The following is a 26,328-nucleotide window of genomic DNA, read 5'->3' as shown; positions in this document are numbered from 1 at the left end:
TATTGTAATCCAATTTAAATCCTCTCCAAATCAATTAACCTACCCACACTTAAATGAATAAAAAATTGCATTTAGCGATCAGTTGTTCTCTGATGCTGGCCATGGTGCTGGCTTCATGCTCTCCCAAAAAGGGCGATGAACAAAGCGACACATCCTTTAAGGTTCCTGTTGAATACTACAAACTTAAGAATGGTCTTAAGGTGGCACTCTCTCAGGATAAAACTGCACCAACAGTTGCAGTAGCTGTTTATTACAACATTGGTTTCCGTATTGAACCTCGTGACCGTACCGGTTTTGCGCACTTGTTTGAACATATGATGTTTCAGGGTTCTGAGAATCTTGGCAAAATGGAATTTATCAAGCTGGTGCAGGCTAACGGTGGAATTTTAAACGGGTCTACACGCTTTGACTTTACGAATTACTTTGAAGTAATGCCCGCTCATAAATTTGAAACTGCACTCTGGGCTGAAGCGGATCGTATGAAAGGACTGGCAATCAATCAGGATAATCTAACCAATCAGCAGGGTGTTGTGAAAAATGAAGTGAAGGTTAATGTCCTCAATCAGCCTTATGGTGGTTTTCCATGGCTGGACATGCCGCAGTATGCCAACGAAAATTGGTATAATGCCCATAACTTTTATGGTGACCTTGCTGACCTTGACTCAGCAAAACTTGAAGACGTTGACAGCTTCTTTAAAACTTATTATGCTCCCAACAATGCCGCACTCGCAGTCGTAGGAGATTTTGAAATTGAAGATGCAAAGAAGTGGATCGAACAATACTTTGGAAGTATTCCTTCATCACAACTTCCTCCAAAGCCTGATATTTCTGAACCAAAACAGGAAAAGGAAAAGAGATTCACCAAACAGGATAAGCTTGCAACAAAGCCGGCCATTGCAATTGCTTATAAAATGCCTGACCGTAATACTCCTGAATACTACGCTATGGGATTGATTGATCAGATGTTACTTCAGGGACAAGACAGTAAATTGAATTTTGCACTCGTACAGGAAAAAGGTTATACCGACAATGTCAGCGGTGGAATCAATTACCTTGGAAACATGTACAACTATCAGGGACCCATGATCTGGATGGCGGATCTGATACATGATTCAAACATACCATCGGATTCTATCATCAAGGTTGTTGACAAGGCAGTCGCTGAACTTGAAAAAGGAGTAACAAAAGAAGAGCTTGATCTGGCAATCGTAAAGATCCGTTCACAGCTTTATGATGACATGGGACAATTTTTCGGAATCGGAAGAGCAGATTTGCTGGCAAGTTTTGCACTATTCGACGACGATCCATCCAGGATCAATACACTAGAAGGAGAATTCAAAAAAGTAACTCCTGAATTAATTCAAAAGACGGTGAAAGAATATCTGAGAGCAACTAACCGCACGATTCTTATTTCAGAACCTGTTAAATCGACTCCACAATGAAAAATATAATATCGGTGATCGTACTGGCTTTCATTTCTTTTGGAGCCATCGCGCAAAAACAATTGCCACCAGCAGGTGGTACACCAAAGGATTTTAAAATCCCTGAAAAGAAACAAGCGCAGTTGAAGAATGGTTTACGTTCTACTCTTGTGTCTTATGGAGCTCTTCCAAAGGTTAACATTGACCTTATTATCAAGACGGGAAATGTTCATGAAGCTGCCGATCAGGTCTGGCTTGCAGATCTGACCGTCAATATCATGAATGAGGGAACGAAGACCATGGACTTTAAAGCGATCTCAAAGAAAGTGGCAAGCATGGGTGGAAACATCAATATTAATGCTGGTGTTGATCAGGTTAATATCAGCGGCTCTGTGCTTTCTGAATTTGCTCCTGAGCTGATCAAAGTGATTGGCGACATAGCTATGAATCCGGCTTTCTCTGAAAGTGAGATCGAACGATTAAAGGCAGATTTGAAACGTCAGCTTAGTGTCCAACGTTCAGTTCCTCAATCCATGGCGCGTGAGAGATTCTTTGCGTCAGTGTATAAGGATCATGCATACGGAAGATATTTTCCGACGGAAGCAATGATTACAAGCTACACGATGCCAATGGTAAAGAACTTCTATGATCAGAACTTCGGTGCCAAAAGATCTGTGATCTACGTGGTAGGAAAATTTGATGAGGGTGCTGTCAATAAATCCATTGACGCAACCTTTGGAAGCTGGAGAGAAGGCCCGGAGGTGACCTATCCACCGGCGGTAGCTTCCCAGTCAAGCAATATCGATATCATCGACCGGCCTGACGCACCGCAATCAACGATCATCATTGGACTTCCAACATTAAATCCGGCAAGTCCTGATTATCAGGCGTTGCTTACTACCAATCTTCTTTTAGGAGGCTCTTTTGGATCACGCATCACCAGCAACATTCGTGAGGACAAGGGTTATACTTATTCTCCAAGCAGTTCAATTCAGCTGCGCAAGAATTCTGCGGTATGGTTTGAATCGGCTGATGTTACAAGCGAGCACACAGGTGCATCTTTACAGGAAATTGCAAAAGAGATAAAGATATTGTCAACAGAACCACCTAAAGCTGAAGAGCTGGATGGCATTAAGAGATATGAAGCCGGAGTTTTTGTCCTGCAGAATTCTACTCCTTCAGGTATTGTCAATCAATTAAACTTTCTTGATCAGAATGGTTTGAGCGATGACTATCTCAAGAATAAGGTTACCAGAATCTATGCGGTAACTCCTGAGAAAGTGTCACAGATGACCAAGGATTATTTTGACTATGAAAAAATGACGCTGGTAGTAGTGGGTGATAAGAAGCTGCTGGACAAGCAGATCAAAGCTCATAAAGACTCAAAGAAATCAAAGTAGTATAAATTATAAAATGGTGTTAGTTGTTCGAATTCGATGAACAACTAACACCATTATTTTTGATTAGCAGAATTATGCTTTTGCTAGTTCAACGTTGAGATGAAGTTTTACTTCTTCACTGACAACCATTCCACCGGCTTCTGTAAGAGCATTCCAGCTCAATCCAAAATCCTTGCGGTTGATCTTTCCATTGATTTCAAAGCCTGCTTTTGTGTTACCCCATGGATCAACCATGATGCCACCAAATTCGACGGCTAATTCAACAGTTTTTGTTGTCTCACGGATGGTAAGAGGTCCAACCAATTTGTAATCGGATCCGCTCACTTTTTTCAATTCACCCTTGAAATTCATGGTAGGGTATTGTTCTGATGCAAAGAAATCAGCCGACTTCAAATGACCATCTCTGTCAGCTTGATTGGTTTCAATGCTGTTAGTGTCAATACTGAAGGTAACTTCTGCGCCATCAAAATCTTTGCTATCAGTTTCAACACTTCCGCTGAACTTCTTGAAAAATCCTGTTACCGTTGAAATCACCAGGTGCTTTACTTTGAATTGAACTTCTGTGTGTGTTGGATCAATTCCCCATTTTGTCTTTGTTGCTACTGCAGTTTCCATTTTTTATTTGATTTTGTTGTGAATACTTTTTTTCTGCTTTTGATACACCAAAGGTAGGGTGCTATACAGCCCTCGGTCCTTGAACCAGGTTAAGAAAACAGGAGGGGGGACTTGAACTAGATTAAGAAAACTACTTTTCCATCCTTCTCCGACGGATTTTGCTAAGGAATTCAGGAGTAATTCCAAGGTAGGAAGCAATGTATTTCAGTGGAACATATTGCTCCAGGGAAGAATACTTCTGCTCAAACTCCTGATAACGTTCTTCTGCTGTTGCAGAAAAGGCAAGCACAAGCCGATGCTGATGTGCCACCAATGAATTCTGGAACAGCATGCGAAAGTAACGTTCAAGCTTTGGAAGTCTTTCCAATGCAGCATCCATATCGGTTTTAGGAAGCAGGAACACTTCGCTGTCCGCTAAAGCCTTCGTGGTATAGATGGAAGGAATTTGCTTTGTAAAACTGTGAAGATCACCGGTCCACCAGCCTGCAGTGGCAAATTGAATAACTCTATCAGTCCCTTGCTTATCGGTAAAGTAGGACATCAGGCATCCGGAATTTACATAAAGCATTCCCTTCGATATTTCATGGGCACGTTCAGGGAAATCACCTTGACGGACTTTGATTGGCAACAAAAGAGATTTAAAGTACATCTCTTCCGCAGGATCAAGATTGACGTGTCGTGTGATAGAACTAATGATTGAATTGGTATCCATGATCGTCCGTGAAGGTAGTGAATCGCTTCAGCCCATCAACAGAATCAGGCTATTTTTGATTCGTTAAACTCTTTACTTTGTGTTTCCGAAATGGAAAACCAAACGCAAACACCTCGCCGAAAGATCATTCATGTTGACATGGATGCATTCTATGCTTCGATAGAGCAGCGTGATCATCCTGAGTATCGTGGAAAGCCTATCGTTGTTGGTGGCTCACCGCAGGGTCGTGGCGGAGTGGTGGCAACTGCCAGCTATGAAGCCCGCAAGTTTGGAATTCGTTCGGCTATGTCTTCGAAAAAGGCTCTCCAGCTTTGCCCCCATGTGATTTTTGTAAGGCCAAGATTTGAAGCTTATAAAGAAGCATCGAGGAAGATCCGGGAGATATTCCATCGCTATACAGATCTTATTGAACCACTTTCGTTGGACGAAGCATTTCTCGATGTTACAGAAGACAAGCAAAACATTGGATCCGCAATCGAAATTGCTCAGATGATACGGAAGGCCATTCGTGAGGAACTGAACCTTACTGCTTCCGCCGGAGTTTCAATAAATAAGTTTGTCGCTAAGATCGCGTCAGACATGAACAAACCCGATGGATTTACTTTTATCGGTCCTTCAAAGATTGAAGCATTCATGGAGTCACTACCAGTGGAAAAATTCTTCGGGGTGGGGAAAGTGACTGCGACCCGAATGAAAAATCTGGGACTTCATAATGGGGCAGATCTTAAAAAATTAACCGAAGCAGAATTGATTCGGCACTTTGGAAAGGCTGGAAAGTTCTTTTATAAGATCGTCCGCGGAATTGATCCAAGAGAAGTTCAACCTCATCGTGAAACAAAATCAGTAGGAGCAGAGGATACCTTTCCATATGACCTTACGACATTAAGTGAAATGAACGAAGAACTGGAAAAGATTGCTGAAGTCTTGTATGAACGCCTGAAGCGAAATGGTCTGAAAGGAAGAACCATCACCCTCAAGATCAAATATCATGACTTTAAACTCGCCACGCGCAGCCAATCATTCACAGAAGCGGTGAATGATTATGAGAGCATTTCTGGCACGGCAAAGCAATTACTCTCTGCTTCAGATTCTGAAGACAAAAAAATTCGCCTGCTGGGAATATCCCTTTCCAATTTCGGCGATCCTATTATCCGTCAAAAGGACGAGGAGCCAACGGATCAGCTCAAATTATTCTAGATAACTTTCTTAGGGGGAAGTTCAAATGCTTTTGCCTCGTGTTCAAAATGTCCTTTGTGGGAACCATCACAAAATGGCTTGTTGGCTGACCGGCCACAGCGACAAACAGAAACTACAGTCCGGCCCTGAAGGCCATAGGCATTTCCACCAGCGTCAACAATCTCAAAATCTCCCTCGATTTTTATAGATCCATTACTATTTACAGTAAGCTTTACTTTTTCCATAATCTTTCTTAAAGGGCAAATTTGCGCAGGATGATGTCAAGAACTCTTCTAAATATGGGTAAACCAATAATTGAGAACATCTAGGGGTAATTGTTGTTTTGTATCTATGGTTTAAATAATTTTTCGGATTATATAATATGACCAAGATTTTAAGGGTTTTGCTGGCAGATGATGACGAAGATGATCGTGAGCTTTTTTTCAGGGCAATGTCTGAGGTGGATCCTTCTGTGAAAGTTACCGCCGTCTTAAATGGAGATATGCTGATGAGAGACCTGGCAGGAATGACCAATCTCCCTCAGTTGATCTTTTTGGATCTGAATATGCCGTTGAAGAATGGACTCGAGTGTCTGGCTGAGATCAAGCAAAATCCCGTCTTTGGCAAAGTTCCAATTCTTATCTACTCAACATCCATCAGCCCTTCCGAAGTTGAAAAAGCGTGGAGCCTGGGTGCCCTTTGTTTTGTCAGGAAGCCGGATTCCTATCAAAAGCTAAAAGAAATCATATCAAGGATGATTAATATGGACCTGAGCACATTTGCCCACCAGCCGCGCGAAAACTTTATCCTTAGTTTCTGAGAGAACGAATGGAATCCAGGCTTCACATACCCCCAGAATTAAATTCCAGACTGAACTTTGTGCACTTGCCGGGCTATGCTCAATATATTCTTGACAATAAATTAAGCGAGTACGCGCATCTTTCTCTTAAAATCTCAAGGGAACTTGATATTCCATTGCTTCGGTATTTCTCAAACTTTTCAGAAGAACAGCTTATCGGGATGAGCATGGAACGCAATCGTGAGACCATGCAATTGCTGGTGGAAAACAGGGCGTCGGAAATTATTGAGACAACCACTAAAAACTGGATTACGAATCAGCTTCCAATGATTCAGCGGGATCAGATCGTAACGGAAGATATTGTACTCGTGAGTTTTATGCGTCGTAAGGTATTGCGTGATCTGCTGATCGGATATGCAAAGGATATACTTCATTTCACTCAGGTGATGGAAGAAGTGGATCGTTGGACGATGATCCAGGACACTACGATGTTTAACGTTTTTATACGCCTGCAACAGGAGAAAATCAATGATACTCACGCGGCATTGCAAAGACGTGAACAGGAATTGCTGGAAGCACAGGAAATAGGACAGATCGGAAGCTTTGAATGGGATCTTGCAGGTAAGAATTCAATTTATACTCCTCAGGTTTATAAGATTTTTGAATTTGATCGTCCAGAGAGTATGGAGTCGTTTATGAATGATGTTTATCCTGACGATCGGGAAAAGCTTTCAAAAGCGATGACGAAAGGATTTGAAGTTGGACACTTTGATTGCGAGTATCGTTATAAGAGGAAGACAGACAAGGTGCTTTGGACGCGTGGCAAAGTACTATACGATGGCACAAAGCCTGTTAAAGTAGTGGGAACTGTAATGGATATTACAGAACGTAGTGCTAAGACACAGCAACTAGCTTCCCTTAATGAATCCCTGGAGCACACCAATGCAGAATTACAACGCACGAATAAAGAACTCGAGTCCTTTAATTTTGTAGCCAGTCACGATCTGCAGGAACCTCTAAGGAAGATAAGAATCTTCGGAGACCGAATGCTGAATGCTTCCGATGGATTGACATTGCCGCCAACAACCAGAGGTTATGCTGAGAAAATGCATCAGGCGGCAGGTCGCATGCAGAAACTTATTGACGACTTCTTATCTTTTTCCAGAACGGTTGCCTCACCCAAGATATTTGAGCCGGTCGACCTTTCTGCATTGCTGGAAGATGTTAAAAATGATCTTGCAGAAATGATAAAGGAAAAAAATGTGAGAATTCATGCTGCCAGACTTCCTGTATTGAATATTATTCCATTTCAATTCCGGCAACTTCTTATTAACCTGATTTCCAATTCCATCAAGTATAGCAAGGAAGGTGTCCAGCCGATGATCCGGATTGATGTGGAGAGGGTGGCTGCAAATCAAATTGATGTCCCGGGTATTAAAGATTATGAAAACTATTTTAAGCTGTCCATTTCAGACAATGGAATCGGGTTTGAGCAGAAATATGCAGATAAAATATTTGAATTATTCCAGCGACTTCATTCAAAGGATAACTACTCGGGTACAGGCATTGGATTGTCGATCTGTAAGAAGATCGTGGATAGTCATGATGGGTTCATTACCGCAAGGGGAATCCCAGGAGAGGGGGCAGAATTTGATATTTACCTTCCGCTAAGGCAATCAGAATAAAAGCACAAAGATATTTTTGCTAGTTAGCCACTTCAATCTTCACCTTAGAACCCTTTAATTTTTCGTTCTTAATATTGGCGAGGGTTTTCATAAGCTTGGAACGTTTGATAGAAACATACGAAGCATGATCCAGTGTTGTGATTAACCCTATTTCATCTGCCAGCAATTCACCTTTCTTGGTTAACAATCCTACTATATCACCTTTGCTGATCTTATCTTTCTTGCCTGCGCTGATGTAAAGGCAAGAGAACGCAGGAGGGGGAGGAAGTTCGATCTTTCCGGATAATTTCAATTCTGAAACAGATTTGTCGATGTATTCCGGAAGAGTTTCATCTTCTGCAATAATTAAATAGGCATCACCCTCTGCATGCATGCGGGCCGTTCGTCCGTTACGATGAACAAAGGCTTCCTGCTGAAGAGGGAGTTGATAGTGTACAATATGTCGGATCTCAGGAACATCAAGTCCGCGTGAAGCAAGGTCAGTAGCAATCAAAACATTATGAGCCCCGCCTCTGAATTTTATAAGATTTTTTTCCCGATCGATCTGTTCCATAGCACCATGAAGAATACCATGCTCAAATTTGTAGTTGGTGAAGAGAGCACTGATTCTATCAACTGCATCACGGTGATTACAAAAAACGATACAAACCTCCTGGTTAAATCTTGAAACAAGCTTCAGCAATGTTTCGATCTTGTCCACACTGCGGGTGTGGATCAGCTTTAACTTTAATTTTGATTCAACTTCACCCTTCAGATAATTGAGCGTTTCGAATTTCTTAAAAGGTGTAAAGTCTGGTAATGGATCAAGCCGTGTGGCAGAAGTCAGAATGTATTGTTGCCTCCCGCTTAGTGCATTGAAAACAACTTTAAGCTCTTCCTGAAAGCCCATCTGCAGGGATTTATCAAATTCATCCAGAACTACCATGCGGATGTAAGATGGATCAAATGATTTCCTCCTGATATGATCTGCCAGGCGGCCTGGTGTTCCGATGACAATCGCAGGTGCCTCACTTAAGCTGTTTTGTTCAATCTTTACAGAATGGCCGCCATACACACAACTTACTTTATAGGAAGTCTTCATGGAACGAAGAACCTGTTCGATCTGCAATGATAATTCCCGTGACGGAGCTACGATCAATGCCTGGACTTCCTTTGATTGACTGTTCAGCTTATTAATCAAAGGAATCAAAAATGATAAGGTCTTGCCAGATCCTGTGGGGGCAAGCACCAACAGATTGTCGCCGGAACCTGACTTTTCTATAACCTCTTCCTGCATTTCAGTAAATGAAGGGATACTAAGATTCTTGAGAAATTCGGCGTATCGGGTGTTCAGAGAGTGTTCCATCCCGCAAAGGTAACTATTAAAGTATTCGCTCAAGCCAACCGCTGACCTGTTCGTAGAAACTTATAATGGATCTGGGATAAACGATGACACAGAAGATCAATCCAAACAGAGAACCATACAAATGAGCATCGTGATTGATATTGTCTTTAGCTCTCTTGCTCTGAAAGTATGAATAGACCAGATACAATGATCCCAGAATGAATCCTGGCATGCAGAGAGCAAAGAACAGACATAGGTAACGCATGGGTTCAAGAATGATGAAAGCAAAGACAACAGCAGCCACACCCCCTGATGCACCCAAAGAATTGTAATTGGGATTGTTCTTCTCCTTGAAATAAGTAGGCAGGTCAGACACGGCAATTGCCAGAAGGTAAAGCATCAGGTAGTAGTAAATCCCCGTCGTTCCAAACAGTACAATAAAATCATGCTCTACAGCCAGACCAAGAAAATATAATGAGAACATGTTTAGACCCAGGTGAGTGTAATCTTTATGGATAAACCCAGAGGTTATAAATCGCTCAAACTGATTCTTTCTATTGATGTTATAGGGATTCATCATCAGTCGGTTCATCAAACCCGGACGACTGAAAACGAAGAAGCTGATGGCCACAGTAACGATAACGATCAGAAGAGTGAATGAAAATTCCAAAGAGAAGGGTTAAATCCTTACAAATATAAACATATGTGCCAATGAGGCTCGTGTCAGAAGAGTCGGAAGAGATTTTGTGGAAAATTTTATACACAAATTCATCATGCGAATACTGCTGAAATGAAATCCTTCAGGTATGCAAATTGCAACCTGTAATGCATGAAAAATACAGCTTCCAACATTGCATTGCGATGGCTTACGCTTCTGGCAGTTTTGTTGAACATCGCCTTTAATGGATTGTACACCAGAATTTTCAATACCCCGGACATTGCAGAAATAAGCAGGAGCTACAATGACCTCTTTACGCCGGCCGGATATGTCTTTAGTATTTGGGGCCTTATCTATTTGTCATTCGTTATCTATGCAATCGTTCAGTTGTTGCCTTCCCAACGCAATGTTAAGATTTATGATCAACTGTCACCCTACCTGATTGCAGCCAACATTCTGGGCTCAGCCTGGATACTTGCCTTTACTCATCGGTACATTCTTCTAAGTCTAATTATTCTGATCATTACCCTTGTTATCAGCATTGTGATGCTAACCAGATCCACGCGTGCGATCGAAGACAGAAATTTCAATCGCTGGCTTTGGGTTCCTTTTAGTTTGTTCTGCGGATGGATATCGGTCGCCACAATTGCGTGCGCTGCTGTCACACTAATTGATCTGAAATGGGATGGAGCATCTCTGACTGCCGAGCAATGGACCATCGCAATGGTTATTGTTGCCGGAGCACTCGCGATTGTTGTAGAGAGCCGTTATAATAATTTTATCTATCCTCTCGTGATCGTGTGGGCATCTATTGGTATCTGGGATCAAAGACAACTTGATCATCCAAACATCGGAATGATCGCACTGGTTTCATCAATCTTCATTCTTCTTTTTGTCATGTGCCATGCCCTGGTGCGGTTCTTTCAAACAGAAGGAGGGATCGTAAATCATAAGTGATCCCTTCATCTCTTATCAATATACTGATCCAGGTATTGCAACACAGCTCCCCATTGCTTGTGCCAACGCTCATCGACAAAAGCCTGACCGGAGTCATCCACGGAAATGATATTCTGATTGTTATTCCAGAAGACATCTACGGAAAGTCCTCCGCGATCAAGGACAGCAGTGTCCATTAGGTATTTTATTTCATCAAACTGATTAGTCTTCAATACCAAGTAAAGACTGTCCATTTGAACATCTGTCAGCTTGAAGAATGTAATGCTATCTATATTATGATCAGAAACCTTAAAAAAGGAACTATCAGCAGAGATATAAAGATTCGTTTGGTGATTCATCATTCCACCATCTTCCCTCATCTTGAGTACAAGATCCAATGGTCGCGTGTCAGGGAGTTTCCCGGTATCCTCTGCTGTTTCCGTTTTTGAAGTACATGAAACGAACACAATACCGGCCATCAATATCAAAAGAGATACTCTCATAATTCAAGTTTGATTAAAAGTAGGATTTTCTGCACAAAAAAAGAGCGGAATGACATCCGCTCTTTTCATTCTAGGAATTATTTCTAATTAGTTCTTTGTCTTCATATCTACTGCAAAATCTCTTGCAGTCTTGGCAGTCATGATATCCATAAAGCTGATCGCACCATTGGTCGTCGGTCCGCCACCAGTCTGGAATTGAGGAACAATGGCACCCGTATATTTACTGAACGCATCGGCCCATGCCTTTTGAACTTCAACCTGTGCATTCAACTTCATCTCAAGGGCACCATCCGCCTGCATGATGCGTGAACGTGCATAGGCCTGAGCATCGGCCATTTCTTTGATCTTCTTTGCTTCCAGAATAGCACCTTCATAAGCGATTTTCTGCTGAAGCTTGTCTTGCTCAGCAACTTTAACCTTTGTTTCGGCTTCTACCACCTGCTTGGTTTGTTCCTGCTTCTGCTGATATTCAATTTCAACAAGAGCCTGCTCACCTTTGGCTTTGGCAGTAAGTGTTTGCTGCTGAGCTGTCATCAACTCTTGTTTTGAAATGGATGACTTGGTCACAGCATCGATGATCTTCACAAGCTTCTGATCCACTTTATCTTCATAATCAACATCTGTGATGGCAGCATCGGCTACCGTAATACCATATTCCTTAATGGAAGAAAGCTTGCGTTTTGGCAATGCACTCTTTTTGTCATACTGAATGGAGGTCTGATAAACACGCTTCTTCTCCTTTTCCAATGAATCGTAAACAAGATTCTCTTCTGTGATCAGAAGATAGACTCCTTCTTTAAGCTGGTCCATGAAATCCTGGGCCATCTGTGCACGACCGCCACCATAGTGTTTCTCACTGCTCATCAACTGTGCTGAAGATTGAAGACACTCCTTTGTATAAGGAGCAAGTCTTTTGCTCACCAGTGATTGAGGTGTACGATGGGTGTTGTGAATGAGGATCATCTCCTTTTCATCGGATGGAAGGATGAATTGGGTAATCCCTTTTACATTGGCTGTTGTCGCATCACTGAAACGGATCATGATCTGACCCACCTCAATGCCGTTGTCTTCCAGATCTGCATTGGCAGCTTCTGCCTGATAGGTAACGGATATCTGATTAGGCCATTCTTTTTCTTTTGCGAAGAAACCTGCATAGAATATTCCGGGCGCAAATTGAACGATCTGCTGTCCGGTTGTTCTTTCAACAACGGTTCTGTTGCCGGCATCATTCCATGAGAATGGATTGATGATGAGGAATAAGATAAACGCAATTACGGCTATTACGCCAGCAAATATTGAGCGTCTGTTAAAAGGTACTTTGTTGATAATTGGGTCCATAGCATTTAGGGGTTTTGATTGGGGTTGTTTTGATTGTTTTGTTCTTTCTTATTTTGATTTGAAAAATAATTGGTGAGCAGCAAAACAATGGCGTATGCTGCAAAACCAAATACGGCCAGGAATCCGACCGCAAGCGCTAGTCTAATCATATAGGGTTGTTTATAGTAAGAGGAAATTGGTTGTTAATACAAAGAGCCGTGAAAGGCCTGGAAAACCGCAACGAATGTTGAGATGCTACATTGAAGTATGGTAAATACGAAATTATATACAGTTGGGTGTAGGTGGGAAACCAGCTTTTAAGATAAATATTTATACCCTGAAATCTTAGGAAATCTCCTTTTTTTAAATGCAAAAATTGAATTCATAGCAGCAGTAATTGGCAAAGGAATGCCTGGCAAAACTATCTCCTGACACTACACTTCAAAATTTCCACTGCTTTACTACTTTGAAAATATTTCCTCAAAAAACTATCCACATAACTTTGTGCCTTCATTCCTAATCCTATTTTTGCCACTCTTTTAAAACACTATTTTTTTAACTTCTCATGGAAAATATCATTGCTCAGATTGCTGCCGAACTCAGCTTAAAGGAAAAACAGGTAAACATTGTTGTCGGACTTTTAGAGGAAGGTGCTACTATTCCCTTCATCGCCCGATATCGTAAGGAACTCACAGATAGCCTTGACGAAGTAGTTCTCGCATCCATTCGCGATCGCCATGAAGAACTGGTGGAGCTGGAGAAAAGGAGAGAAGCAATACTGAAATCAATTGAGAAGCAGGAAAAGCTTACTCCTCAGTTAAAGAAAGCCATTGAAGCAGCCACTACTCTTGCTGAACTTGAAGACATCTATCTTCCTTACAAGCCTAAACGCAAAACAAGAGCAACCGCTGCGCGTGAAAAAGGTCTTGAGCCATTGGCGCTAAGCATCTTCGAACAGCAAGGCAATATTGATGTCGCAGCATTGGCTGCCTCATTCATTAACCTTGAAAAAGGAGTGGCTACAGAAGAAGAAGCGTTGCAGGGTGCCAGGGACATCATGGCTGAATGGGTGAGTGAAAATCAGGAAGCACGTAAAACGGTTCGTGAACTCTTCTGGAAAGAAGGTGTCATCGAATCCAAAGTATTAAAATCAAAAGCAGAAAGTGAGGAAGCACAGAAGTTCAAAGATTACTTTGAATGGAAAGAGCCTATCAAGAAAGCTCCTTCTCATCGGGTGCTAGCCATGCGTCGGGCAGAAAATGAAAGCATCATCTCATTGGACATTTCTCCCAATGAGGACTCAGCCATTCAATCACTCGAGCATCAGTTTGTTAAAACATCAAAGCCGGTTGCCGAACAGGTAAAGCTGGCAGTCAAAGACAGTTATAAACGTCTTTTGAAACCTTCATTGGAAAGTGAAGTCCGTGTCGAATCGAAGTTGATGGCGGACGCCGAAGCGATAAAAGTATTTGCATCTAATCTTAAGGAACTCCTTCTTGCTTCACCACTTGGCCAGAAACGTGTGCTGGCATTGGATCCAGGCTTTCGTACCGGAACTAAACTGGTTTGCCTCGGTGAGCAGGGTGATCTTTTATTCAATACCGTCATCTATCCAAACGAACCTCAAAAGGAAAAAGTCAAGTCCGGAACCATCGTCATGGGACTTTGTGATAAGTTCAAAATCGAAGCTATCGCCATTGGTAATGGAACAGCAAGTCGTGAGACAGAATCGTTTGTGAAGGCATTGGGCTTGCCAAAGGAGATCATGGTAGCCATGGTCAATGAAAGCGGTGCCTCTGTCTATTCAGCATCGGAAGTAGCGCGTGAGGAATTTCCAGATCATGATATCACCGTAAGGGGAGCAGTTTCAATTGGTCGCCGCCTGACAGACCCGTTGGCAGAGCTCGTGAAGATCGATCCGAAGTCTATTGGCGTCGGACAGTATCAGCATGATGTAGATCAATCGAAGCTTAAAGCTGGCCTTGACGATGTTGTAATGAGCTGTGTAAATCAGGTAGGCGTTGAGGTAAATACTGCCAGTAAGGAGTTATTGTCTTATGTTTCAGGCTTAGGGCCACAACTGGCGAAAAGCATTGTTGAATATCGTAATGAGCATGGTGCATTCAAAGACCGAAGCGCTTTGCATAAGGTGCCAAGGTTAGGAGACAAAGCCTTTGAGCAATGCGCCGGCTTCCTTCGCATACGTGACTCTAAAAATCCACTGGACAGGAGTGGAGTTCATCCGGAAAGCTATCCACTGGTTGAAAAGTTTGCCAAAGACCTCGGTTGTTCTATCAGTGATCTTATGACCAGCGCCGAACTTCGTAAGAAGCTTGATATCAAAAAATATATATCCGACAAGGTTGGTCTGCCGACATTAACTGACATCCTTGCTGAATTGGAGAAGCCAGGAAGAGATCCACGTCAGAAATTTGAACTGTTCTCTTTTGAAGACGGTATTCACGAGATCAAAGACCTGAAGATTGGTATGGTGCTGCCAGGTATTGTAACCAACGTGACAAACTTTGGTGCGTTTGTGGATATCGGTGTTCACCAGGATGGTCTAGTACACATCAGTCACCTCAGTGATAAATTCGTTAAGGATCCCAATGCGGTGACCTCAGTGGCACAGAAAGTAAAAGTCACGGTCATGGAGGTGGATGTTGCGAGGAAGCGCATTGCGTTATCCATGAAGAGCGATCCGTTCGGTGGTGGTACTTCCAAGCCTCAGGAATCAGATAAATCATCAAGGTCAAAGCCTTCAGTAGTTAAGCCATCTTCAAAGACCAAAGAAAATTCTGTTAGCAGGTCATCTGCTACCCCTTTGAAAGAAGAAACTATGGAAGACAAGCTTGCCATGCTTCGGGAAAAGTTCAAGAAGTAGTTATTGCTGAATGAATTAAAACAAAAAGCTCCGTTATGATTCCATAACGGAGCTAATGTCGCCTGTATTTATTTAACCCTATTGAAGAAATTACATACACTTTTCAGAGTAGATACCACTCCAGTCCTTGATAACCTTTGATTTCAGGTCACTGTTGAGTCGGATGAGCTTTTGCTCAAGTTCTATGGGGGAGTATCCATGATCACATTGAAATAGGAATATCAGTTTCGCCAGGGATGTGATCTTATCCTGTGTACTCATTCTGGCAAACGCCTGAGTGGTGGTGATATCCTTAATGAACTGTTGCTTCTTTTTAGCAGCCTTGTAGTTCTTGCAAAAGAAACTCTTTTTGATTCTGACAATTGCCTGAAGAAAGCTCATTTTAAATTGCGTTTAGGTTTTATTACAACTCGTCCGCCGGTTATCGTCTCGCTTTTTATTTGCTCGACAATACAAATGTGCTCTCTATCATTACCTAATGAATCAGGGGATGTATTATTTGATAAAAATCAGGGAATAGAGAAAGATTTCAACGAATGGAGCATAGAATCAAACCTTTGATGTATTCCAAAGATTATTACCCTGAGTGATTTTCGTAAGGCCTCGGGGTAAACCCCGAGATGGATGGTGCATTACCTGGCGGATAGACTGATCTGTCTATGGAACTCACAATACATGGAGACAGTCAATCAGATATAAGGCCATGTGCATTGATAGGTGAGAGACTGAAAATCCAACCACTTGAGGGCAGCAATAGGTTTGAAAAACTGCATTGAATCAATGAAGATATGCGCAACAAAATGAAGTTTTTATGATATGCTAACAGTTGGTTGGCAGGTGATCATTAAGCAATTACGTTATCAAAAATTTTTTTTAATCACCTGATTAAGCCATTTTTGATTTTCGATAAACAACCACTACAAATTTTAACATTATGATTTTTAATGAATCGAACTCAATGGTAGTAGATTCTCAATCAGAAGTTGCTGAAAAGAGAACGGATGCTACCCACGGCCATCGTTCATTGTTTTCTAAAGAGAACTTTAGCAAAGAGGACGTTATTGCCGATTTCTACTGGGATAATATCTATCCTACGCCAACGTACCTGACGGTTCAGATCAGCGAACATGAGCATATCCTGCTCCGTCCGGAATACCTTGAATGCATTAACCACAGCTGTGATCCGAATGCATTTTTTGATACGACTCGCAAGCAATTGATCGCTGTAAAGTCTATCGAAAAGGGTGAACAGTTCACTTTTTTCTATCCTTCAGCAGAGTGGGACATGGATCAACCGTTCCAATGCCAGTGTGGAAGCAAGAACTGCATCGGAATGATCAAGGGAGCAAAGTACTTACCTGAAAACGTGTTGAGCTTTTACCGCTTTACCGATTTCATCAAAGGTAAATTGGCTTCAAAGGCTAAGTAAGTCACTCATCTTACACCCGTAAGTCAACCGGTATCGCACCTACTTGAAGTATTGCTTCAAGTAACTCGCAGATACCGGTTGTTTTTATGTCAGGTCATGGCATAAAACATAAAAGTCTATAAGAATCAGACGTATGAACACCCAAAGTGTATGACTTTTAAGGTCGAAGTACCCAGTAAAGTCTGCATCAATTGGTTAAGAATGTTATGATATAAATAAAAGTATTTATATTTGACCAAGGTTATGACACTTAAGTCAATAACATGTCAATAGTTAAAGCGTACGGTTCATCTACATCGTTAATAAAAATCGAAAGGTTCAATAACCTGACCGGCGCCTCCGACTCCCTTCTCTTCCCAGGTCGCTTATTTATCAACTTATTGATATAAAAGTGATTACAGCCAGAGACTTTACCAGTAACTTAAAGAATAAAGTAAGCTTTCAGGAAAGCAAAGACGACTATCTCGTCTGGATACTGGCACCCTTCCTCGTTACCGATGATCCCAATCTTAAGTACTATTACGACTACACCCAGAGTATTGCTGAGTACACAAAAGTCTTCAATGAAGTAGGCGTTGAGTGGAAATGGGAGAACGTAAGGCTCGATAATATCGAAGAAGTTATCCTCCGGATAAGAAATTATCCTTCTTCAAAGGTCAATATCGTCATCAATTTGTGCGATGGTGATGAAATGAATGGAATTCCAGGGGTTTCTGTCATCCATACCCTCAATAAGTACGATATGATCTATACTGGTTCTGATGACCTCTTCTATGTCATTACGACCTCTAAGATCCCCATGAAGGAAGCTTTTGACCTTCATTCGGTACCCACACCAGCATGGAAAGTAGTAGATCCTTTAAAAGTCAACCCGGCAACTCTATTCAGTGAGGTAGGCGATGTCATGATCGTGAAGCCTGCTGTCTCTGCCGGAAGTCTGGGACTCAGCATCAAGAACGTTGTCAGCAATGAGACAGAGTTCAATTCAATCCTCAATCAAATGCAAAACGGATATCATGGCTGGAAGCTGGATACTGGTGGCATATTCGTTGAGCAGTTCATCAGCGGACGTGAGTTCACAACTTTTGTAGTTGGGTCCTCTACCAATCCTGATGATATTCATTTTTACCCTGCAGTGGAACGTGTATTCCATGCGTCACTGCCCGAAAAGGAACAATTCTTATCATTTGACCGGCTTTGGGAAACATATGATAACGAGACTCCACTGCCTGATAAGGGAGTACTTTATGATTATCGTGAAGCTGAAGCTGAACTTATACCTGCATTAAAGCAAGTAAGCCTTCAAGCGTTCAAGTCAGTAGGAGGTATGGGATATGGACGCCTGGATATCCGAATGGATAAACAAACTGGCAAGCTTTACGTACTAGAGATCAACGCTCAATGTGGTTTGAGCGAAGACGAAGACTATACTTCCATCGGTGCAATTTTGCGATTTGGAAAAAAATCTTTTACTTATTTAATAATTCAGATTATCGAAGACGCATTGTCGCGTTATGGGGCAAAACATAAAGCAATACAATAGATGAAAGTTTGTGTACTTCAACCAGATTATTCAACAACTGACGTAGACTATAAGAACTACGATCCAGCTCGGGATTTAACAAGCTTACTTCCTGAAGATGATGTTGTTGATCATGTCTTCTTAAACAAACTCACGACCTATCGTCAGTTGAAAGAAGCCAGCAAGAAAGGTTATGACATCTATGTCAATTTATGTGAGGGCTACCTCGAATGGGAAGTTCCTTCCATCGATGTGATCCACACACTCGAGCTACTCAACTTGCCCTACACCGGTCCAAATCCGGTATTATACGATCCCCCGAAGCCTTTAATGAAATATGTTGCCTATGGAGCAGGAGTGAAGACTCCAGCATCGGTAGACGTGATGTCACTGGAGGATATCGATGACGTATTGGACAAGCTTACCTTCCCGATGTTCATCAAGCCAGCCAAAGCAGGAGACAGTCTCGGCGTTGATGAGCTATCCTTAGTGAACACTGAATCAGAGCTTCGTGCCAAGATCACTGCCATTCTGGATGAATATCCTGAGATTTTAGTAGAAGAATACATCGCAGGCCGCGAGTTTACTGTACTAGTAGCCGCTAATAAGGATGCTAAGTCTTGCACTGTTTATAAGCCTGTCGAATACATATTCCCGAAAGGACGCCACTTCAAGACCTATGCGCTCAAAACATCCGAGCTTCATCCTGAATCAAACGTTCCTTGCCATGACTTTAAGCTTGAAAGAGCATTAAAGACTGCCACACAACAGATTTTCACTGCATTTGGTGGAGTTGGGTATGCAAGACTTGATTTCCGCATGGATGCCAACGGCCAGATCTACTTCCTCGAGATCAACTTTACATGCTCTGCATTCTACGTTGACAGCTATCAGGGTTCTGCAGATCATATCTTGAACTATGACCCTGCCGGAAAGAGCGGATTCCTAAAGCACATTATCGGCGAAGGTATTGCCCGTCATAAAGCCAAGCAGAAGAAGTATGTGCTGAAGGGTAATTCTGTTGCTGGTTACGGTATCGCCGCAAGCCGCCGCATCCGCAAGAACGAGGTGATCTTCATGGGCGAAGAGATGTCACAACGCATTGTTTCCAAGAGCTTTGTTGAAGCCAACTGGAACCAAAAGCAAAAGAACGATTTCCGCCACTATGCATATCCTATCAGCAAAGAGGTCTATATTCTTTGGGATGAAAACCCTATCAACTGGGCTCCTCAAAACCATAGCTGTAGTCCAAACACTGCTTATCAGGGTCTTAATGTGGTAGCAACAAGAGATATCTCCATTGGAGAGGAACTCACGCTTGACTATGCATTATTCCTGGACGAAACACTGGATCCATTTGTTTGCCAGTGCGGAAGTCCAAACTGCAGGGAGATTATTTCCGGAACCAAGGAAAATGTCATTACCGGAGCAAGCCATCTGAAAGCCCGTGCTCCTAAAAGACAGGATATCCTGGTCCCCGTTCCAGTCCCTGAAAGACTGGTAAAACGAGCAGTTCGACCTAAGTAATCAAATGGTTGTTTTTTTAAAGGATTCTTTACTTAAGTAATTGAATCCTAGTAAACTACACTCTATTATATATAATGGAGATTGAGGCTGGATAGGTTTTGGCTTTCCTGATCCCGCAATTCGTACAATAGACTTCACCCGCCTCCGTTAAGAGTGCGCCGGTCGGAAATGAGAATCTGACCTCCGGAGCATTAGTGATGTTGGGCAATTTTTCTCAAGCCAAGATATGTCTCCATTGCATCTAAGAGGATTTGTAATCGTAAATCCTGCATGATATCCCGGGTTCTCATACTCATTATTCTCGTTACAGGATATTCTCTCTATGGTCAGACTGATTCCATAAAGGCAAAGCTTGATTCAATCAAAGCCCGGATCGACCCTATCAAAACTTATACGACTGCAGAGCTTAAAGGTGAAGCACCCAAAATTGATGGACTTGGAAATGATCCTGCATGGGAGCAGGTGACATGGGGTGGTGGTGGCTTTCGTCAGAAAATGCCGGATGCCGGTGCAGTAGCATCCGTTGAGACGTACTTCAAGGTGCTGTATGATGCAAAGAATCTCTACATCCTCTTCCGCTGCCTTGATCCCGAACCATCTAAGATCGTTAGCCGGATGTCGCGACGTGATGGGTTTGAAGGAGATTGGGTTGAAGTAAACATCGACAGTTATGCCGACAAGCGCACGGCCTTTTCATTTACTTCTTCTGTTTCAGGAGTAAAGGGCGACGAGTATGTTTCCAATAACGGCGAAGTATGGGACGCAAGCTGGGATCCTATCTGGTATCTCAAGACCAGCATCAACAGCGAAGGCTGGATGGCCGAGCTAAGAATACCACTTAGTCAATTGCGCTTCCCGGATAAACCTGAACATGTCTGGGGATTTCAGGTACAGCGGTTGCTTTTCAGAAAACAGGAGATGTCCAACTGGCAGTTTATACCACCCACCAGCAATGGATGGGTTCACAGGTTTCCTGAACTTCATGGGATCAAAGGTATCAGGCCTCAAAAACAACTCGAGATCCAGCCTTATATAGTAGCCAAGACAGAAACATTTCAGAAAGAAGAGAACAATCCATTTGCAACAGGTGCGTCGTCATCAGTTGATGTAGGTCTGGATGCAAAGATCGGTATCACCAGCGATATCACGTTGGATCTTACCGTCAATCCTGATTTCGGTCAGGTCGAAGCAGATCCTTCCCGTGTAAACCTTACTGCTTTTGAATTATTCTTTCAGGAACGCAGACCATTCTTCATTGAAGGAAGTCATACGCTGAACTTCCCGATCTCAGACATGTCAAGTGATAACCTTTTCTACTCCAGGCGCATTGGAAGACGGCCACAGGGAGAACCCGATATCGTTGGGCCGAATGTTTTTTCAACATCCAAGAGCAGAACTACCATCCTGGGAGCAGCCAAGCTTACCGGAAAGAACAAGAAAGGATTTTCATGGGGAATACTTGAATCCGTTACCAATCCCGAAAAGGCTACGCTTGATAGCCTTGGCGAACGCAGCTATCAGACCATAGAGCCGCTGACGAATTATTTTGTGGCAAGAGCACAACAGGATATTCATAAAGGAAATACGCTGATCGGCGCAATGTTTACAGCGACCAATAGAAAGATCGTGGATCAGCGACTGACCTGGCTGCCTGACAATGCTTATTCGGGTGGTGTAGACTTTACTCACAACTGGCATGAGCGTAAGTATTATTTCGCCGGTAAGGTATTCATGAGTCATATAAGCGGAAGTGCGGAATCCATGATCACATCGCAACGGGCATCTGAGAGATTCTTCCAGCGACCGGATAATAACCATGCGGAAGTGGATTCAACCTTAAAGTCGTTGACAGGTTCTGGTGGTCAATTCGTAATTGGTAAACGCAGTGGAAGAATAACTTTTGATCTGGGTGGTAGCTGGCTTTCGCCTCAGCTTGAGCTTAATGATGTTGGCTTTCTCCTTCAGACCGATAAGATCAATCAATGGTCATGGGTTCAATACAGAATACCAAATCCAAAAGGTATTGCAAGATCCCAACGGTATGGCGTGTATGAAAACCTGGGAATGGATTTCGATGGGCGTACCACCTCAAGAACATATTCAACAGATGCCTTTGTGGAACTAAAGAATTTCTGGTTTATGGCTGGAGGAATTACGTTGAGTGGTCAGAGTATTTCCAATGCTGATCTGAGAGGTGGACCTGCTATTCAGTATCCCGGCAGTTCATCCTATTGGTTCTATCTCAGCACCGATCGCCGCAAGAAGCTCCAGGTAGGAGTTGGTCCAAGCTGGTTTGTTGGCGACAATGATTACCTGAGGACCAATGATCTTGATCTTGAATTCACTTACCGGCCTTCCAATGCATTGAATTTTTCTGTCAATCCTTCTTTCAGCCATAGCAGAAATCATTTGCAGTACGTGGCTACTGGTTCTGTGGACGGAGAAGATCGTTATGTACTTGGCGAGATTGAACAGGCTACTTTCAGAGTTTCGTTGCGTATGACGTATATGCTTACGCCGAATCTGTCTATTCAATACTGGGGACAGCCTTTCGGAACGGCGGGTACCTATTCTAATTTCAAGCAGGTTACTGATTCACGGGCTGCAGAGTATGGAAATCGTTTTGCACTCCTTGCTCCATCTCAGATCAATCCTATTGGAGACAGTTATCATGTTGATCAATATAACCGGGGTGCATCTGATTATTCATTTGATAAGCCTGACTTTAATTTTGGTCAGTTCCGATCCAATATGGTCATGCGTTGGGAATATATTCCTGGTTCTACATTGTTTCTCGTCTGGACACAGGAAATGAATGGAGCGTTTTATGATCGCAAAGGCTCTGAGTGGGATCGTTATTCTTTTGATTTCAACACTCAGGCACACAACATATTTTTGATCAAATACACCTACAGGTTTGTCCTTTAGTTTTCTACATTCGTAGAATGATCGTTGTACTGGTCTTCCTCAATGTTTCCATTTTCTTATTCCTGTCGGGTCTCCATTTCTACTGGGCCTTTGGCGGCACCTGGGGTGAACTTACAAGTCTGCCTTCCAAACCAGATGGAACACTTTTCTTTAAACCCGGTATCGTATCAACGTTGGTAGTCGCATTCGGATTATTGTTCTTTGCCACCGTCACCTTCATGAATCTTGGCTGGATCGACTTGCATACAACGAATGAAATTTCAGCTATCGCGCAACGTTTCGTTAAGATTGTCACAATGATCATAGGCTTTATCTTTCTCCTTCGTGCCGTCGGTAATTTCAGTTATGTAGGATTCTTTAAAAAGATCAAAGGCACTCCATTTGGGATCAATGATTCTAAGTATTATTCACCTCTGTGCCTTTTCATCGGCACCGCCAGCTTTTTGATCTATTATTTTTCCTGAAACCGTGAAGCATTGATTACTTTGAAGTCAAATATTCTGATCCTATGAAATTCTGTAAAGCATTTACTATCGCCGCTGTACTCTTTGTGCCATTACTTACACATGCTCAGCTGTCCAAAGTTGAAAAGAAACTCACGGCCCATGTGGATGCTCATTACAATGAAGGCTTAAAACTTCTGGAAGAGGTGGTGAACATCAATAGTGGCTCTATGAATTTCGATGGCGTCAGGAAGGTAGGACAGATATTCAGGGCGAAGCTGGATGCTCTTGGCTTTCAGACGAAATGGGTTGACGGGAAACCATTTGGAAGAGCCGGGCACCTCGTCGCCGAACACAAAGGAAAAGGAAAGACCCTCTTACTGATCGGTCATCTCGATACTGTTTTTGAACTGGCCAGTCCTTTTCAGCAATTCAAAATGGTCAACGATTCCACGATCACCGGACCAGGTGTGGGAGATATGAAAGGAGGCGACGTTGTTATTATCCAATCGTTGCAAGCCTTGAAAGACAATGGACTCTTAAAGGATATGAACATCATTGTGGTGATGACCGGTGATGAAGAGCTTAGCGGAAAGCCATTGAATCTTGCACGGTATGATCTCATCGAAGCAGCAAAAGCCGCCGACATTGCTATTGGATCTGAAGATGGTGCCGGTGACCCAAAGACTGCCGTGGTGGCAAGGAGAAGTTCATCCAACTGGGAGTTGACGGTTACAGGAATTCCAGCACACTCATCACAGATATTTACCGAAGCCGTTGGAGCCGGTGCAATCTATGAGGCCTCCAGAATATTAAATGAATTTTATGAAGCGCTGGCAGGAGAGGAGTATCTTACTTTCAACCCTGGAATGATCATCGGCGGATCTTCTGTTGAACATGATAAGGCAATGGACGGAGGTTCAGCTTATGGAAAAGCGAATATCGTTTCGAAGCAGACAATTGTGTCAGGAGACATCCGTACCATTTCACCGGAGCAACTAAAGAAGACGCAGGAAACGATGATGGCAATCGTATCACGTCATCGCCCATTGACAAAGGCCGAAATCACATTCTATGATGGATACCCTCCATTAGCACCGACAGAAGGAAATTATAAGCTACTGAGCTATCTGAATCAGGTCAGTAAGGATATAGGAGCAGGAACGGTAGTGGCTGTGAATCCACGTAAAGCAGGTGCGGCAGACATATCATTCACAGCAGCGTATGTAGACATGGCTATTGATGGTCTTGGTTTGCGTTCAACCGGCGGACATACGATCGATGAAACGGCAGATCCACGATCTATTTCCCTGCAGGCAAAGCGGGCATCTATTCTTTTTTACAGATTGACACAGGATAAACTTTCGGCTGAAAAGCCGAGGTAATTTTATAAATTCAATAAATATTTTGTGATGAAACGCAGGCACTTTATTCAGACAGTTTCTACAACGGCCGTAGGCATGGGGCTGTCTGGTCTGCCATTGAATACCTCAGCAAATCCAAACGATAATAATACCGACATGAAACAGGATGTTAAAAGAAAAATATTCATAACAGGAGGGGGCGGATTCAAAAGTTTTTCAAAGTTCATTATGGGACTTACAAAAAAGGAGAATCCAAAGGTGTGTTATGTTCCCACGGCTACGGGTGACAGCGTGAATACCATCAGCAATTGGTATGCTTCCTGTGAGGACCTTCCGGTAAAGCCATTTGTGCTGAAGACTTTTATTGGTTCCTACGATACCAAAAAAACCTTTGAAGAGACTATCATGGGCATGGATATCATTTTTGTGGGTGGTGGAAACACGCTCAACATGATTGCTATCTGGAAAGCCCAGGGTATAGATCTGGCATTGCGTAAAGCATATGAGTCGGGCATTGTAATGTCCGGTGGAAGTGCAGGATCGCTTTGCTGGTTTCAAAGCGGAACTACCGATTCAAGGCCGATCAAGCTGAGTAAGGTTGATTGCCTTGGATGGATCAAAGGATCTCATTGCCCTCATTATGATGCTGAAGTTCAAAGAAGACCACTCTACCAGGATCTGATCAAGAAAGGTGAACTGCCTCCGGGATATGCCTGTGATAACAATGCAGGAATCTATTTTGAGAATGAACAGTTTGTAAAGTCTGTCGCTCTCAACAAAGAAAGCAAGTCGTACTATGTGGATGTTGTGGAAGGACAGGTGAGCGAGAAGGCTTTGCCAACTGAATTGTTATAAGATCTCAGGAAAGAATTCCTGATCAATCAAGGACGTGCAGTGTAACCCAGTACTTATAAGCAATCAATGCCTTGTTTGCTTTTGAAAGTCTATTCATGTCCAGCTTGCTGACTGAAGGCAGAACCAATTTGTTGAGCCTTGCAAGGACTTTAAAGAATGATTTTTTCATAATAAACTAAAGATAATAAAAATCTGAGGTTTAAATGAAACTGCAGCCCGATCCATAGATCAGGCTGCAGTAGTTTTTACTTGTCGGGTAAAATATCTTCTATCTCACAGAAAGACTTCCTTCAACTCCTCCATCCATAGTATGTCCAATGGCTGCTGCCGCTACAATCTTCACAAGCGATACCATCTTTCCATTCTTTGTATCCCAGTAATGAGCATCTTCAGGAGTTACTTTGATAACGGTTATTCTTGGATCGTCTTTTCCTTGTGTAAACCAGGCCTTCGCAAGAGGAGACCAGAGTTCTTCTATCTTTTTCTTATCGCGTGAGATGGTAGCGTTACCATAGACGGTAAGAAATTCTGAATCGGAAGCATTTGTTGAAAACAATTGAACACGTGAATCTTCTGAGATATTCATGTTCTTATTGCTGTCTCCGGGACTCAGGAACCATAAATTTCCCTGATCGCAAACTTTTGCCACGCTCATGGGACGTGAATGCAGAGGCAACTCTTCAAGCTTTGTTGTAAACATGCACATGGAATTGTGCTTCACAAGCTCCTTTAACTTATCAATCGCATCTTCGCGACTGAGGTCTTCGTTATTATGATCGTTGTTCATTGGTTTCTTTTTAGGAAGTATGCTTCAATTTCTATTCCAGCGA

The 26,328-nt window shown here is 42.6% G+C and carries 25 protein-coding genes; 14 read left to right on the top strand and 11 right to left on the bottom strand.

Annotated elements, in window-relative coordinates:
• Window positions 1-53 precede the first annotated feature (53 nt).
• Together HOP08_15595 and HOP08_15590 are read left to right on the top strand one after the other, a co-directional pair.
• Entirely contained in the window at window positions 54-1,442 is a 1,389-nt protein-coding gene (locus tag HOP08_15595; protein NOT76352.1) for an insulinase family protein, read from the top strand.
• Window positions 1,439-2,821, top strand: a complete 1,383-nt coding sequence (locus tag HOP08_15590; GenBank protein ID NOT76351.1) for an insulinase family protein — start codon at window positions 1,439-1,441, stop codon at window positions 2,819-2,821. Before HOP08_15595 ends, HOP08_15590 begins: the two co-directional genes overlap by 4 nt.
• Before the next feature lie 72 nt (window positions 2,822-2,893).
• Here the strand turns inward: HOP08_15590 and HOP08_15585 are convergent, their stop codons facing one another.
• Together HOP08_15585 and HOP08_15580 are read right to left on the bottom strand one after the other, a co-directional pair.
• Window positions 2,894-3,436, bottom strand: a complete 543-nt coding sequence (locus tag HOP08_15585; GenBank protein ID NOT76350.1) for a YceI family protein — start codon at window positions 3,434-3,436, stop codon at window positions 2,894-2,896.
• Between the two features lie 130 nt (window positions 3,437-3,566).
• A complete protein-coding gene (locus HOP08_15580) occupies window positions 3,567-4,148 on the bottom strand; it encodes a Crp/Fnr family transcriptional regulator (protein NOT76349.1) in 582 nt (193 codons plus the stop codon).
• A gap of 90 nt (window positions 4,149-4,238) precedes the next feature.
• Between HOP08_15580 and dinB the strand changes: the two genes are divergently transcribed.
• The gene (gene dinB, locus HOP08_15575; protein ID NOT76348.1) at window positions 4,239-5,345 is read left to right on the top strand and encodes a DNA polymerase IV; all 1,107 of its coding nucleotides are present in this window, start codon (window positions 4,239-4,241) and stop codon (window positions 5,343-5,345) included.
• Here dinB and HOP08_15570 read toward each other — a convergent pair.
• Window positions 5,342-5,569: a CDGSH iron-sulfur domain-containing protein gene (locus HOP08_15570; protein ID NOT76347.1), complete on the bottom strand. Its 228-nt coding sequence runs from the start codon at window positions 5,567-5,569 to the stop codon at window positions 5,342-5,344. The genes dinB and HOP08_15570 overlap by 4 nt on opposite strands.
• Before the next feature lie 137 nt (window positions 5,570-5,706).
• Here HOP08_15570 and HOP08_15565 point away from each other — a divergent pair, with 137 nt between their 5' ends.
• Both HOP08_15565 and HOP08_15560 read left to right on the top strand, forming a co-directional pair.
• Window positions 5,707-6,144: a response regulator gene (locus HOP08_15565; protein NOT76346.1), complete on the top strand. Its 438-nt coding sequence runs from the start codon at window positions 5,707-5,709 to the stop codon at window positions 6,142-6,144.
• 65 nt (window positions 6,145-6,209) lie between these two features.
• A complete protein-coding gene (locus tag HOP08_15560; protein ID NOT76345.1) occupies window positions 6,210-7,808 on the top strand; it encodes a PAS domain-containing protein in 1,599 nt (532 codons plus the stop codon).
• Between the two features lie 19 nt (window positions 7,809-7,827).
• Here the strand turns inward: HOP08_15560 and HOP08_15555 are convergent, their stop codons facing one another.
• Both HOP08_15555 and HOP08_15550 read right to left on the bottom strand, forming a co-directional pair.
• The gene (locus tag HOP08_15555; GenBank protein NOT76344.1) at window positions 7,828-9,153 is read right to left on the bottom strand and encodes a DEAD/DEAH box helicase; all 1,326 of its coding nucleotides are present in this window, start codon (window positions 9,151-9,153) and stop codon (window positions 7,828-7,830) included.
• Window positions 9,154-9,169: 16 nt separating this feature from the next.
• The gene (locus tag HOP08_15550; GenBank protein ID NOT76343.1) at window positions 9,170-9,724 is read right to left on the bottom strand and encodes a rhomboid family intramembrane serine protease; all 555 of its coding nucleotides are present in this window, start codon (window positions 9,722-9,724) and stop codon (window positions 9,170-9,172) included.
• Window positions 9,725-9,961: 237 nt separating this feature from the next.
• On the opposite strand from HOP08_15550, the gene HOP08_15545 reads away from it, so the two are divergent.
• Window positions 9,962-10,747, top strand: coding sequence for a hypothetical protein (locus tag HOP08_15545; GenBank protein ID NOT76342.1), 786 nt, complete (start codon window positions 9,962-9,964; stop codon window positions 10,745-10,747).
• Window positions 10,748-10,752: 5 nt separating this feature from the next.
• Here HOP08_15545 and HOP08_15540 read toward each other — a convergent pair whose 3' ends face one another.
• From HOP08_15540 to HOP08_15530, 3 genes are all read right to left on the bottom strand, one after another.
• On the bottom strand, window positions 10,753-11,229 hold the full coding sequence (locus HOP08_15540; GenBank protein ID NOT76341.1) for a hypothetical protein: 477 nt from the start codon (window positions 11,227-11,229) through the stop codon (window positions 10,753-10,755).
• A gap of 87 nt (window positions 11,230-11,316) precedes the next feature.
• Entirely contained in the window at window positions 11,317-12,567 is a 1,251-nt protein-coding gene (locus HOP08_15535; GenBank protein NOT76340.1) for a hypothetical protein, read from the bottom strand.
• Window positions 12,568-12,572: 5 nt separating this feature from the next.
• Window positions 12,573-12,716 (bottom strand): hypothetical protein, encoded by a 144-nt coding sequence (locus tag HOP08_15530; GenBank protein ID NOT76339.1) that lies wholly within the window; start codon window positions 12,714-12,716, stop codon window positions 12,573-12,575.
• A 395-nt stretch (window positions 12,717-13,111) separates the two neighbouring features.
• On the opposite strand from HOP08_15530, the gene HOP08_15525 reads away from it, so the two are divergent.
• Complete coding sequence (locus HOP08_15525; protein NOT76338.1) at window positions 13,112-15,430, top strand: RNA-binding transcriptional accessory protein; 2,319 nt, start codon at window positions 13,112-13,114, stop codon at window positions 15,428-15,430.
• A 90-nt stretch (window positions 15,431-15,520) separates the two neighbouring features.
• Here HOP08_15525 and HOP08_15520 read toward each other — a convergent pair whose 3' ends face one another.
• The gene (locus HOP08_15520; GenBank protein NOT76337.1) at window positions 15,521-15,811 is read right to left on the bottom strand and encodes a hypothetical protein; all 291 of its coding nucleotides are present in this window, start codon (window positions 15,809-15,811) and stop codon (window positions 15,521-15,523) included.
• A gap of 553 nt (window positions 15,812-16,364) precedes the next feature.
• Between HOP08_15520 and HOP08_15515 the strand changes: the two genes are divergently transcribed.
• From HOP08_15515 to HOP08_15485, 7 genes are all read left to right on the top strand, one after another.
• Window positions 16,365-16,859 (top strand): SET domain-containing protein-lysine N-methyltransferase, encoded by a 495-nt coding sequence (locus tag HOP08_15515; protein ID NOT76336.1) that lies wholly within the window; start codon window positions 16,365-16,367, stop codon window positions 16,857-16,859.
• Between the two features lie 391 nt (window positions 16,860-17,250).
• Window positions 17,251-18,402: a hypothetical protein gene (locus HOP08_15510; protein ID NOT76335.1), complete on the top strand. Its 1,152-nt coding sequence runs from the start codon at window positions 17,251-17,253 to the stop codon at window positions 18,400-18,402.
• Window positions 18,403-19,908 (top strand): SET domain-containing protein-lysine N-methyltransferase, encoded by a 1,506-nt coding sequence (locus tag HOP08_15505; GenBank protein ID NOT76334.1) that lies wholly within the window; start codon window positions 18,403-18,405, stop codon window positions 19,906-19,908. It abuts the gene before it with no gap.
• A gap of 270 nt (window positions 19,909-20,178) precedes the next feature.
• A complete protein-coding gene (locus HOP08_15500) occupies window positions 20,179-22,836 on the top strand; it encodes a carbohydrate binding family 9 domain-containing protein (protein ID NOT76333.1) in 2,658 nt (885 codons plus the stop codon).
• 17 nt (window positions 22,837-22,853) lie between these two features.
• Entirely contained in the window at window positions 22,854-23,300 is a 447-nt protein-coding gene (locus HOP08_15495) for a DUF3995 domain-containing protein (GenBank protein NOT76332.1), read from the top strand.
• A gap of 44 nt (window positions 23,301-23,344) precedes the next feature.
• Window positions 23,345-24,664, top strand: coding sequence for a M20/M25/M40 family metallo-hydrolase (locus HOP08_15490; GenBank protein ID NOT76331.1), 1,320 nt, complete (start codon window positions 23,345-23,347; stop codon window positions 24,662-24,664).
• A gap of 135 nt (window positions 24,665-24,799) precedes the next feature.
• On the top strand, window positions 24,800-25,498 hold the full coding sequence (locus HOP08_15485) for a peptidase E (protein ID NOT76330.1): 699 nt from the start codon (window positions 24,800-24,802) through the stop codon (window positions 25,496-25,498).
• Between the two features lie 22 nt (window positions 25,499-25,520).
• Here the strand turns inward: HOP08_15485 and HOP08_15480 are convergent, their stop codons facing one another.
• Together HOP08_15480 and HOP08_15475 are read right to left on the bottom strand one after the other, a co-directional pair.
• Window positions 25,521-25,667 (bottom strand): hypothetical protein, encoded by a 147-nt coding sequence (locus HOP08_15480; GenBank protein ID NOT76329.1) that lies wholly within the window; start codon window positions 25,665-25,667, stop codon window positions 25,521-25,523.
• Window positions 25,668-25,766: 99 nt separating this feature from the next.
• On the bottom strand, window positions 25,767-26,285 hold the full coding sequence (locus HOP08_15475; protein NOT76328.1) for a pyridoxamine 5'-phosphate oxidase family protein: 519 nt from the start codon (window positions 26,283-26,285) through the stop codon (window positions 25,767-25,769).
• Window positions 26,286-26,328 lie beyond the last annotated feature (43 nt).

This window comes from Cyclobacteriaceae bacterium, assembly GCA_013141055.1.
Lineage (GTDB): Bacteria > Bacteroidota > Bacteroidia > Cytophagales > Cyclobacteriaceae > ELB16-189.
This window is presented reverse-complemented; position numbering and strand designations above follow the sequence as displayed.

Excerpts from the sequence above, each read along its gene's own strand:
- dinB (NOT76348.1), top strand. The coding sequence starts at position 4,239 with ATGGAAAACCAAACGCAAACACCTCGCCGAAAGATCATTCATGTTGAC.
- HOP08_15480 (NOT76329.1), bottom strand. The coding sequence starts at position 25,667 with ATGAAAAAATCATTCTTTAAAGTCCTTGCAAGGCTCAACAAATTGGTT.
- HOP08_15505 (NOT76334.1), top strand. The coding sequence starts at position 18,403 with ATGAAAGTTTGTGTACTTCAACCAGATTATTCAACAACTGACGTAGAC.
- HOP08_15580 (NOT76349.1), bottom strand. The coding sequence starts at position 4,148 with ATGGATACCAATTCAATCATTAGTTCTATCACACGACACGTCAATCTT.
- HOP08_15500 (NOT76333.1), top strand. The coding sequence starts at position 20,179 with ATGATATCCCGGGTTCTCATACTCATTATTCTCGTTACAGGATATTCT.
- HOP08_15540 (NOT76341.1), bottom strand. The coding sequence starts at position 11,229 with ATGAGAGTATCTCTTTTGATATTGATGGCCGGTATTGTGTTCGTTTCA.
- HOP08_15535 (NOT76340.1), bottom strand. The coding sequence starts at position 12,567 with ATGGACCCAATTATCAACAAAGTACCTTTTAACAGACGCTCAATATTT.
- HOP08_15520 (NOT76337.1), bottom strand. The coding sequence starts at position 15,811 with ATGAGCTTTCTTCAGGCAATTGTCAGAATCAAAAAGAGTTTCTTTTGC.
- HOP08_15485 (NOT76330.1), top strand. The coding sequence starts at position 24,800 with ATGAAACAGGATGTTAAAAGAAAAATATTCATAACAGGAGGGGGCGGA.
- HOP08_15545 (NOT76342.1), top strand. The coding sequence starts at position 9,962 with ATGAAAAATACAGCTTCCAACATTGCATTGCGATGGCTTACGCTTCTG.
- HOP08_15555 (NOT76344.1), bottom strand. The coding sequence starts at position 9,153 with ATGGAACACTCTCTGAACACCCGATACGCCGAATTTCTCAAGAATCTT.
- HOP08_15595 (NOT76352.1), top strand. The coding sequence starts at position 54 with ATGAATAAAAAATTGCATTTAGCGATCAGTTGTTCTCTGATGCTGGCC.
- HOP08_15550 (NOT76343.1), bottom strand. The coding sequence starts at position 9,724 with ATGAACCGACTGATGATGAATCCCTATAACATCAATAGAAAGAATCAG.
- HOP08_15585 (NOT76350.1), bottom strand. The coding sequence starts at position 3,436 with ATGGAAACTGCAGTAGCAACAAAGACAAAATGGGGAATTGATCCAACA.
- HOP08_15525 (NOT76338.1), top strand. The coding sequence starts at position 13,112 with ATGGAAAATATCATTGCTCAGATTGCTGCCGAACTCAGCTTAAAGGAA.
- HOP08_15530 (NOT76339.1), bottom strand. The coding sequence starts at position 12,716 with ATGATTAGACTAGCGCTTGCGGTCGGATTCCTGGCCGTATTTGGTTTT.
- HOP08_15565 (NOT76346.1), top strand. The coding sequence starts at position 5,707 with ATGACCAAGATTTTAAGGGTTTTGCTGGCAGATGATGACGAAGATGAT.
- HOP08_15475 (NOT76328.1), bottom strand. The coding sequence starts at position 26,285 with ATGAACAACGATCATAATAACGAAGACCTCAGTCGCGAAGATGCGATT.
- HOP08_15490 (NOT76331.1), top strand. The coding sequence starts at position 23,345 with ATGAAATTCTGTAAAGCATTTACTATCGCCGCTGTACTCTTTGTGCCA.
- HOP08_15515 (NOT76336.1), top strand. The coding sequence starts at position 16,365 with ATGATTTTTAATGAATCGAACTCAATGGTAGTAGATTCTCAATCAGAA.
- HOP08_15495 (NOT76332.1), top strand. The coding sequence starts at position 22,854 with ATGATCGTTGTACTGGTCTTCCTCAATGTTTCCATTTTCTTATTCCTG.
- HOP08_15570 (NOT76347.1), bottom strand. The coding sequence starts at position 5,569 with ATGGAAAAAGTAAAGCTTACTGTAAATAGTAATGGATCTATAAAAATC.
- HOP08_15590 (NOT76351.1), top strand. The coding sequence starts at position 1,439 with ATGAAAAATATAATATCGGTGATCGTACTGGCTTTCATTTCTTTTGGA.